Origin of the sequence: Candidatus Williamhamiltonella endosymbiont of Tuberolachnus salignus, assembly GCF_964019775.1 — a bacterium.
Taxonomy (GTDB): domain Bacteria; phylum Pseudomonadota; class Gammaproteobacteria; order Enterobacterales; family Enterobacteriaceae; genus Hamiltonella; species Hamiltonella defendens.
Genome location: NZ_OZ026471.1, coordinates 198,537 through 208,573, shown reverse-complemented (window position 1 = coordinate 208,573; position 10,037 = coordinate 198,537). Strand labels below are relative to the sequence as shown.

The 10,037-nt window shown below is 36.9% G+C and carries 8 protein-coding genes; 6 read left to right on the top strand and 2 right to left on the bottom strand.

All coding sequences use genetic code 11. The annotated features are described in order from the left end of the window. Positions 1 to 9: 9 nt before the first annotated feature. Together glyS and glyQ are read right to left on the bottom strand one after the other, a co-directional pair. Positions 10 to 2,079 carry a glycine--tRNA ligase subunit beta gene (glyS, locus tag AACL23_RS01060; RefSeq protein ID WP_339049569.1) on the bottom strand — a complete coding sequence of 690 codons (2,070 nt, stop codon included), beginning with the start codon at positions 2,077 to 2,079 and terminating at the stop codon, positions 10 to 12. 23 nt (positions 2,080 to 2,102) lie between these two features. Beyond that, positions 2,103 to 3,017, bottom strand: a complete 915-nt coding sequence (glyQ, locus tag AACL23_RS01055) for a glycine--tRNA ligase subunit alpha (protein WP_100096625.1) — start codon at positions 3,015 to 3,017, stop codon at positions 2,103 to 2,105. A gap of 390 nt (positions 3,018 to 3,407) precedes the next feature. Here glyQ and ppdD point away from each other — a divergent pair, with 390 nt between their 5' ends. From ppdD to thiQ, 6 genes are read left to right on the top strand one after another with little or no spacing between them, the layout of a single operon-like run. Further along, the gene (gene ppdD / locus AACL23_RS01050) at positions 3,408 to 3,848 is read left to right on the top strand and encodes a prepilin peptidase-dependent pilin (protein WP_100096626.1); all 441 of its coding nucleotides are present in this window, start codon (positions 3,408 to 3,410) and stop codon (positions 3,846 to 3,848) included. Next, positions 3,848 to 5,437, top strand: coding sequence for a type II secretion system protein GspE (gspE, locus tag AACL23_RS01045; RefSeq protein WP_100096627.1), 1,590 nt, complete (start codon positions 3,848 to 3,850; stop codon positions 5,435 to 5,437). The genes ppdD and gspE overlap by 1 nt, the downstream gene beginning before the upstream one ends. 14 nt (positions 5,438 to 5,451) lie before the next feature. Continuing rightward, positions 5,452 to 6,669 carry a protein transport protein HofC gene (gene hofC / locus AACL23_RS01040; RefSeq protein ID WP_100096628.1) on the top strand — a complete coding sequence of 406 codons (1,218 nt, stop codon included), beginning with the start codon at positions 5,452 to 5,454 and terminating at the stop codon, positions 6,667 to 6,669. 18 nt (positions 6,670 to 6,687) lie between these two features. Further along, complete coding sequence (gene thiB, locus AACL23_RS01035; RefSeq protein WP_100096629.1) at positions 6,688 to 7,737, top strand: thiamine ABC transporter substrate binding subunit; 1,050 nt, start codon at positions 6,688 to 6,690, stop codon at positions 7,735 to 7,737. After that, positions 7,713 to 9,341: a thiamine/thiamine pyrophosphate ABC transporter permease ThiP gene (thiP, locus tag AACL23_RS01030; protein ID WP_339049563.1), complete on the top strand. Its 1,629-nt coding sequence runs from the start codon at positions 7,713 to 7,715 to the stop codon at positions 9,339 to 9,341. The genes thiB and thiP overlap by 25 nt, the downstream gene beginning before the upstream one ends. Beyond that, entirely contained in the window at positions 9,328 to 10,032 is a 705-nt protein-coding gene (gene thiQ / locus AACL23_RS01025; protein ID WP_100096630.1) for a thiamine ABC transporter ATP-binding protein ThiQ, read from the top strand. The genes thiP and thiQ overlap by 14 nt, the downstream gene beginning before the upstream one ends. The last annotated feature ends 5 nt before the right edge of the window (positions 10,033 to 10,037 follow it).

The following is a 10,037-nucleotide window of genomic DNA, read 5'->3' as shown; positions in this document are numbered from 1 at the left end:
TCAGACTTCTCACTGCAAAAAAGAAATATCCGCGACTCGTAAAAACAGAGCCCTAAGTTTGTTCAACAACGCTAACCGGTTTAAACGCAGATCTTGATCTGGCACCATCACCATCACTTGTTTAAAAAATATGTCTAAAGGTTCTCTTAAAGCAACAAGTTCTAATAAAGCGTCTTTATAAAGACCTGCAACAAAAAAAGGGGCTAATTTTTTTTCTAATTCTAAAATATTTTGAGCCAATTCTATTTCAGCAGGTTCTTTCAACAACCCTGTGTCGATAGAATTTTTTGGAATATCACGCGATTGAGACAAAATATTAGAGACGCGTTTATTAGAAGCACAGAGCGCCCTGGCTTCATTCATGGTACGGAAATAGGTGACAGCCTGTATGCGTGCATTAAAATCAGCGGGTTTGGTAGGGCGGCGCGCGAGCACAGCTTGAATGCTGTCAATTCCATGGCCTGCTTCTTGATACCAGGAGCGAAAACGTCCTAACATGAATTCAATGATTTGATCGATCAGATTCGAATTTTTTAATTTATTGCCATATAAACGTACAGCCTCGCTGATTAAAGTCTGTAAATCCAACGGCAAATTTTTTTCAACAATAATACGCAAAACGCCTAAGGCTGCTCGCCTTAATCCAAACGGATCTTTATCCCCCTTGGGCAATTGATTGATACCAAATATCCCTGTTAATGTATCCATTTTGTCCGCAATGGCCACTGAGCAGGACACCAAAGTAGAAGGCAAATTGTCGCCAGAAAAACGAGGCTGATACTGTTCATAAATAGCGAGTGCAACTTCATCAGGTTCGTGATGATAACGAGCATAATGCATCCCCATAATGCCCTGTGTTTCAGGGAATTCGCATACCATGTTTGTCATCAGATCAGATTTTGATAATAACCCCGCTTTGATTGAATATTCAACATTCGCACCTATTTGAGAGGCAATCCAGCCCGATAATGCTTGAACACGCTGAACCTTTTCATAAAGTGTTCCCAGTTCTTTCTGAAATAAAATCGTTTTTAAAGAAGGCAAACGTTCTTCTAACGATTGCTTAAGATCGGTTTCAAAGAAAAATTGCGCATCAGCAAAACGAGGGCGAATGACTTTTTCATTTCCAAAGATGAGCTGTGGCGGATCCTGAGAGAGAATGTTAGCGACAAAGATAAAATAAGGCATTAACTGCCCGCTTTTGTTGTACACCGGAAAATATTTCTGATCATTTTTCATGGTGTGAACCAGTGCTTCTGAAGGAACCTCTAAAAATTTCTTTTCAAATTGAGCTGTATGTACCACAGGCCATTCAACCAATGACGTGACCTCTTCTAGTAAATTGTCACTGATATCTGCGATGGCGCCTATCTTTTCAGCTGCTTTTTCAATATCTGTTTTAATCTGCGTTTTTCTTAGAAAGAAGTCGGCCATGACTTTGCCTTTTTCAAGCAAAATTTGAGGATATTGATCGGCATGTTCGATAATAAATGAAGGCTCGCCCATAAATCGGTGACCTAGTATCTTACGATTAGAATTCACCCCAAAAATAATTCCAGAAATTAATTCATCACCTAATAATAGAGTGACCGTATGCACAGGGCGGACAAATTTGGCTTCATGAATACCCCAGCTCATTAATTTTGAAATAGGTAATTGACTTAGTGCTATTTGGACTTTCTCTGCCAAAAGACTGCTGGCTGATTTTCCTGGTAGCACCGAAGAATAGAGTAGCCATTCGCCTTTATCCGTGACCAAAGACTTTGCTTGATCCAGGCTGATGCCACAAGATCGTGCCCAAGCTGTTGCCGCTTTCGTCGGATTCCCGTCAACGTCATAAGCCTGAGCTATAGCTGGCCCCCGTTTTTCTATTTTTTGATCTTTTTGAATGGTACTCAAGCAAGCGACTTTCACTGCCAAACGACGGGGTGTGGCAAACCAAGTCACTTCACCATGATCTAAATGAGCTTTATTGAGCTCCTGAGTTAAATAAAAGGCAAACGATTCAACCAGGGAACGAAGAGATTTAGGTGGCAGCTCTTCTGTCCCTATTTCCACTAAAAAAGTTTGATGCGTCATCAATGTCTACTTCCTTTCGTTTTTTATTTTTTATTCATTCGGATCATAGGAAATCCTAAGGCCTCACGAGAGGCATAATAAGCTTTGGCGACCATATGAGTGAGCGTGCGAATCCGTAAAATATAGTGTTGACGTTCAGTCACGGAAATGGCTTTACGGGCATCAAGTAGATTAAAAATGTGGCTCGCTTTTAGAATGCGTTCGTAGGCTGGTAAAGGTAACGGTTTTTTTAGGGACAATAACGTTTGGGCTTCTTTTTCATACCGTGAAAAACAGAAAAACAGAAAATCGACATCTGCATATTCAAAGTTATAGAACGATTGTTCTACTTCATTTTGATGGTAGATATCTGAATAGTATATTGGACCAAATAGACTTTTTGACCAAAGCACATCATATACAGTGTCGACACCTTGTAGATACATCGCAAGACGCTCTAGACCATAAGTTATCTCCCCCGTGACAGGTTTACATTCGAGCCCGCCTACCTGTTGAAAATAGGTGAATTGGGTAACTTCCATACCATTAAGCCAGACTTCCCAACCTAATCCCCAAGCACCTAATGTCGGATTTTCCCAATTATCCTCAACAAAGCGGATATCGTGGACACTAGAATCTAATCCCAGCTCTTGGAGAGAATTTAAATAAAGTTCCTGCATATTGTCAGGGGAAGGTTTGATGATCACCTGAAACTGGTAATAATGCTGAAGTCGGTTGGGATTTTCTCCATAACGGCCATCAGTCGGGCGCCGTGAAGGTTGGACGTACGCCGCCGCGATGGGCTCCGGGCCAATCGCTCTCAGAAAGGTCATGGGATGAGAGGTCCCTGCGCCGACTTCTATATCTAAAGGTTGAACAAGGGTGCATCCTTGATCTGCCCAGTAATTTTGCAATCTAAAAATAAGATTTTGAAAGGTATTATCTTGAAGTTTTTTCATATTAAATTGATACACAAAGCAGACGAATTAAAATGAAGGCACTAACTAATATACCTATTATGAGATTAACAGCCTGTATTTATCATTTCTTATCATCAGGCCTTCTTTTGAAGTATGTTATCTACAGACCTTTTGGAATGCGAGCAAAAAAATTAAATTACTTCGTATATGCGATCTCCTTCACATAAATTTTGTCGCTTTGTATCAAAAGAAAAATTTTTTGTGATACTCATCACAGATCTCGTCAATAGCCATTTCGATAACAATAAAAAATGTGCATTCTACATTTCCTTTTTTTCATGATGCGTAAAATCAAAAAAACCGAAATTTATTTGATTGTATTCGGTTGAAATTGATTTCAAATTTTTACAATTAAAAAGGGATATAAGAATGAATTATCGACATGGTTTTACTTTGATTGAGTTAATGGTGACAGTGGCTATTATTGCCATTCTCAGTAGTATTGGTATACCTTCTTATCAAAAATATATTAAAAAAGCGGCCGTAACCGACATGCTGCAAGCAACAGTGCCCTATAAAATGGCAGTAGAGCTTTGTGTTTTAGAACAAGGGGATTTAACAAAATGTAATGCGGGGAGTCAAGGTGTGCCTACTGGCGAAAGCACACGCTATATTAAGAGTATCACGGTCGTCAAAGGAGTGATTACATTAGTTGGAGATAAAACCTTAACAGGATTAACTGTAGTGATGACTGCCACAAAAAATAGCAACGGGCGCTTAAATTGGAATGGGGTATGTACCAGCGCTGATTTAAGCATTTCAGAATCCTGCAAAAGTCTTTTTGGATTTACTGATGTGGGAGATGGTTAATGAAACATCAACTCATTTCTTCTCAAAAAATAGATAAAAAATTGATTGATCAAAAACAAGGAGAAACTGAAACCGAAACACAAGAAATTATCAGCAATGAATTGCATCTTTTATGCCAACGACATCATGCAATTGCATTAAATATTGATTCAGAAACGCTTACAATTGCAATTGCTGAAAATTTATCACATCCGAGTGAAGAATTATTAATGAATTTACGTTTTTGTTGTGGACGCAAAATCAATGTAAAGCAATGGCCAAAAGCTAAAATTGAGAAAATACTTCATCAATTTTCTTCTGAAGATATTTCAAGTCGCGAAAATTTATCAAACACTTTCAATAATGACATCACATTAAAGCCAGCCGCAAATTCAACGTCCTTAGAAAGAATCACTTCAGTCGATCATCTTGAAATTCAAACATCAAATTTTAATGAAAAAAATGACGCACCTGTCATACAGTTTATTCACCAAACGTTAAGTGCCGCCATTGAAAAAAGAGCTTCTGATATTCATTTTGAACCCTACCAACACTGTTATCGTATTCGGATTCGAGTAGATGGCGTATTGCAAGAGATTAGCTCACCTGAGTTTGAATTAACACCTCGAATAAATGGGTGTTTGAAGGTCATGGCTCAATTAAATATTGCGGAAAAAAGATTGCCTCAAGATGGAAAATTTACATTGAGGTTAAATAATATCTGCTACTCAATGCGTATTGCTACCTTGCCTACTCAATATGGTGAAAAAATAGTATTGCGTATTTTACATGCCGAGCAGAAAGCGACATTAGATGAATTGGGGCTAGCTCAGCAGGCATTGGCGCAGTTTATCAAAACCCTATCTCTCCCTGAAGGGTTAATATTAGTGACAGGCCCAACAGGGAGTGGAAAAACAATGACCTTATACAGCAGTTTATTACACTTAAACCAACATCAAAAAAATATTTGTAGCATCGAAGATCCCGTCGAAATACCTATCAAAGGAATCAATCAAACTCAAATTAATCATAAAATTGGCCTGGATTTTTCTTCTGTTTTACGAACATTACTGCGCCAAGATCCGGATATCATTATGGTTGGTGAAATTAGGGATAATGAGACTGCCGAAATTTCATTAAAAGCGGCACATACCGGCCATCTTGTTTTATCTACCTTGCATACAAACTCTACCACTGAGACTTTAGCACGCTTAACTCAAATGAATATTCCAGGCTATTTACTTGCATCCTGTTTAAAATTAATTATTGCTCAAAGATTAATGCGTAGACTTTGCTTACATTGTAAGAAGCCCGCGCTAGCCGCAATAAATTATCCTGAAGATATTTGGCCAAAACCTTTGCATCATTGGATTTCCGAAGGATGTGAACAATGTTGTGATGGATATTATGGTCGTATTGGCATTTATGAAATGCTGGTAATAAACACTGAAATAAAACAGGCTCTTATTGATAATGCTGACACATTAAAATTAGAGCAAATACTCAAAAAACAAGGGAATATTACATTATTAAAAGCAGGTTTATCACTGGTTGAACAAGGTATATCGAGCGTTGATGAGATTTATCGTGTTTTTGGTTGTGTAAATTAAAATGGAATGATTCCATGAAAGATCATCGACTATATAAATGGAAAGCAATTAATAAAAACGGTTCATTAGAAGAAGGTATTTCTTTAGAGACACAAACTCATCTCGTTTACGAAAATATCATCCAAAGTGGACTACAGCCTGTAAGTGTCAAATTATATAGAAGCATGACTCAAAGTTATCGGCAAAAAGAATATTTAATTAACTTTACGCGCCAGTTAGCCACTCTTTTACAAGCAGGTTTACCTTTAGTGAACAGTCTTCAGCTTTTGGCTAAAGATATGAATATTCCTATCTGGCGCTGCATTTTACAAAACATCAGCCAAGAAGTGAGTCGAGGTGAGCCTTTTTCTGATGCTATTCGCCACTACCCGAAAATATTTTCAAAACTTTATTGTGAATTAGTGGCAATAGGGGAATTAACCGGTCATTTAGATCACTCTTTTTTTCTATTAGCTCAACAACAAGAGCAGCAAAAACAATTACAAAAAAAAGTAGCTAAAGCGTTGAGATATCCTTTTCTGGTATGCATAGTCACCTTATTTGTCAGTCTTATCATGTTAATTCTAGTATTACCTGAATTTGCAAAAATATATGCTTCTTTTGATGCCACGTTACCTTGGTTCACCCGTGCACTTTTATTTTTATCGAATAAATTAATAAATTATGGACTATATATCGCTTCAATTCTGATTTTATTAGGGATTGTGTATTGTCAAATACTGAGAAAAAAAATGAATTGGCAACAGAGAGAACAGGCTTTTTTATTTCGATTACCTTTTTTTTCTAAATTAATTCGTGGTCATTGCTTGACTCAAATATTTCGTACACTTGCTATCACACAACTTGCAGGATTAAGTTTGGCTTCAGGACTGAAAGTCTCTGAACTATCATCTAATAATTTATTTTATCAAAAGGCCGTGAACAAAATTTATGAAAAAATAAAGCAAGGCATTACTTTTTCTGATGCCTTATCGCAACAAAATGAATTATCTTCCTATCGATTATTCCCTGTTTTATGTCAACAGTTCATTCGAGTAGGAGAAGAATCTGGATCATTGGATATTTTATTGGAAAAACTAGCAACTTGGTATCAAAAACACACACAAGAATTAGCGGAGAATTTCACACAAATGATTGAGCCTATTTTAATGCTGGTGGTGGGTGTTATTGTTGGCATTCTTATTATCGCAATGTATTTACCTATTTTTCAATTAAGTCATGTCATTAAATGATTATTTTTGGAGCTGTTTATGTTTTTTAATATTTTATTTTTTTTCTTTTCTCCTTTTTTTAAATCTATTTTTGGTAGCCCCCAAAAATTTCTACTTCTATTTTTATGTATTCCAAGCATAATTGAAGCTCAACCAAAAAAAACGGTTTTAGTTATTTATACTTATGATTCTTTTATAGCAGATTGGGGAGCTGGCCCAGGCATTAAAAAATCTTTTGAAAAAAATTGTGACTGTCAATTGAAATGGGTCTCTTTCAAAGATGGCGTTTCTTTATTAAATCGTTTAAGGATGGGAAACACGAATCATTCCGCAGATATAGTATTAGGGTTGGATAATAATCTACTCATCTCTGCTGAAAAAACAGGTTTATTTGTGGAAAGTAAAATAGACACTAGTCGCATGCATTTACCAAAAAATTGGGAGAGTAAAATTTTTATTCCTTATGATTTTGGTTATTTTTCTTTTGTATACAACAAAAATAAATTAAAAGATCCCCCGAAAAGTTTATATGAATTACTCAATAGTAATAAAACTTGGAAATTGATTTATCAGGATCCACGCACCAGTACTCCTGGTTTAGGTTTATTATTGTTTATACAAAAAGTATATGGTGCTGAGGCCCCGAAAATTTGGACAAAATTAGCCGCAAAAACAGTGACCGTCACCAAAAGCTGGGGTGAAGCCTACGGATTATTTTTGAAAGGGGAATCTGATTTTGTCTGGAGCTACACCACATCGCCCGCTTATCACATAATAGAAGAAAAAAATCATCAATACGCGGCCATGAACTTCAGCGAAGGTCATTATCTACAAATAGAAACTGTTGCTCAATTGGCTGCAAGTCAACACCCCAAATTGGCGCAGCGTTTTATGGAATTTGTTTTAACCTCTGAGTTTCAAAAACATATAGCGACCGGGAATTGGATGTATCCGGTGATAAAAATTACCCTACCAAAAGGGTTTGATGAATTAATCCAGCCTCAAAAAGTACTGCATTATTCCTCTAAAGAGGCTGCAGAAAATCGCAATAAATGGATAAATTTATGGCAAACCACCGTCAGTCTTTGAATCTTCATTCATTAACTTCAGGTGTTGTAATAGCAGGTCTATTGATTCTTTTAAGTTTATCGGTTGCCCTTAGTATTTTACGTTATAGCTGTTTAACTGAAATCAAAACTCTATGGCAGGATCAGTATTTATGGCATGTGATTCGGTTCACCTTCTGGCAAGCGCTATTATCAACACTATTGTCTATATTACCCGCTATTTTTGTTGCAAGAGCTCTGTATCGAAGGCAATTTTTGGGAAAACAACTTTTTTTAAGGCTCTGTGCGATGACATTAGTATTACCTGTTTTAGTCGCCGTGTTTGGAATACTAAGTGTTTATGGTCGAGAAGGTTGGCTATCCCAGCTATTTTCTATTTTAGGCATGAAATACACTTTTTCGCCTTATGGTTTAACAGGCATCCTATTAGGACATGTTTTTTTTAATTTGCCTTTAGCGACCCTGTTATTGCTACAGGCACTAAAGAACATTCCGATTGAACAAAAAAAGCTGTCGGCTCAACTTGGCATGAACGGTTTTCAGCATTTTCGTTGGGTTGAGTGGCCTTATTTAAGGCGTCAAATTTTGCCTACAGGGGCACTAATCTTCATGCTTTGCTTTGCCAGCTTTGCTATTGTTCTTTCTCTTGGTGGTGGACCAAAAGCAACAACGATAGAATTGGCTATCTATCAGGCATTACACTATGACTATAATTTAAACCGAGCGGCTCTATTATCATTGATACAAATGGTGTTTTGTCTTGGACTGTTTTTTTTAAGTGAAAAACTAAACGGCGTCTTGGCGGTTAATAATCATTATGAATATTTATGGATTCAATCAAAAAATAATCTGTGGGAATTAATAGTTGATATATTGATCATAAGTGGAGTATTGCTCTTGTTGTTACCACCATTACTGTCTGTCATTATCAATGGCTGCCATCACGGTTTATTGCAAGCACTAAAGCAAGACGCACTTTGGCAGGCCACCTTCACTTCATTAAAAGTGTCAATCAGTTCGGGAATACTTTGTCTTATACTCACCATGATGCTTTTATGGAGTCATCGCGAACTGAAAACCCAGGGTTTTACAGGTTATGCCAATATACTTACAATGAGCGGAATGCTGATACTGGTTATTCCTAGCATTGTTCTGGCGACTGGAATTTTTTTATTGTTACAAGATAATACAGGGTTACCTGAATCTCCTTATGGATTAATTATTCTGACCAATGCCTTGATGGCGATGCCATATACATTAAAGGTGTTGGAAAATCCAATGCAAGATTTAGCTGAGCGTTATCATCAATTATGTTTATCTTTGAATGTAATAGGTATGAGACGATTACGGTGGATAGAATTACTCGCCTTAAAACACCCGTTAGCACAATCATTAGCTTTTGCATGCGTCTTATCTATGGGAGATTTTGGCATCGTCGCCGTATTTGGCGGGGGAAATTCACCAAACAATGATGAACCTTTTCGGACTCTTCCTTTTTATTTATATCAGCAAATAGGAGCCTATCGTATTAATGATGCAGCAGTGACAGCTTTACTTCTCTTATTATTGTGCTTTTTCATCTTTATTTTTATTGAAAAATTACCAGGGCGCCATGTTAATTCTTGAAGATGTGATCTATTTATATGATGGGTTGCATATGCATTTTAATTTTCAAATAAAGCAAAATGAAAGAGTCGCTATTCTTGGTCCCAGTGGTGCAGGTAAAAGCACTTTATTAAGCCTCATTTCTGGTTTTTTAACAGCAGATAAAGGGCTCATTTTTTTAAATAATCAAAACCACACATCCACCACCATAGATAAAAGACCAATATCCATATTATTTCAGGAAAATAATTTATTTTCTCATCTTACCATTGAGCAAAATATCGGATTAGGATTGAATTCGAGTTTAAAATTAACGCCAAGTCAAAAAATATCTCAGGTAGAAATCGCTAAAAAAATGGGAATAGAAAATTATTTACAGCGTCTTCCAGCACAGCTTTCCGGGGGGCAACGTCAACGAGCGGCGTTGGCTCGTTGTTTTTTACGAAGTCAACCTATTTTATTATTAGATGAGCCTTTTTCGTCATTAGATCCGGCACTACGCCATGAAATATTGCAATTACTAGATGAAATTTGTACAGAGCGCCAAATCACTTTGTTAATGGTGTCCCATAATTTAGCAGATGCTGCCCGTATTGCTAAACGTACATTATTAATTGTAGAGGGTAAAATTTATTACGATGGCTCTACTCACGATCTGCTGACAGGAAATACACCAGAAGCCAGTGTTCTTGGTATTCACCCCATTTTTTAAAATAG

Bases quoted from the DNA above. Each gene is read 5' to 3' on its own strand.
- glyS (WP_339049569.1), bottom strand. From the start codon at position 2,079: ATGACGCATCAAACTTTTTTAGTGGAAATAGGGACAGAAGAGCTGCCA.
- glyQ (WP_100096625.1), bottom strand. From the start codon at position 3,017: ATGAAAAAACTTCAAGATAATACCTTTCAAAATCTTATTTTTAGATTG.
- ppdD (WP_100096626.1), top strand. From the start codon at position 3,408: ATGAATTATCGACATGGTTTTACTTTGATTGAGTTAATGGTGACAGTG.
- gspE (WP_100096627.1), top strand. From the start codon at position 3,848: ATGAAACATCAACTCATTTCTTCTCAAAAAATAGATAAAAAATTGATT.
- hofC (WP_100096628.1), top strand. From the start codon at position 5,452: ATGAAAGATCATCGACTATATAAATGGAAAGCAATTAATAAAAACGGT.
- thiB (WP_100096629.1), top strand. From the start codon at position 6,688: ATGTTTTTTAATATTTTATTTTTTTTCTTTTCTCCTTTTTTTAAATCT.
- thiP (WP_339049563.1), top strand. From the start codon at position 7,713: ATGGCAAACCACCGTCAGTCTTTGAATCTTCATTCATTAACTTCAGGT.
- thiQ (WP_100096630.1), top strand. From the start codon at position 9,328: ATGTTAATTCTTGAAGATGTGATCTATTTATATGATGGGTTGCATATG.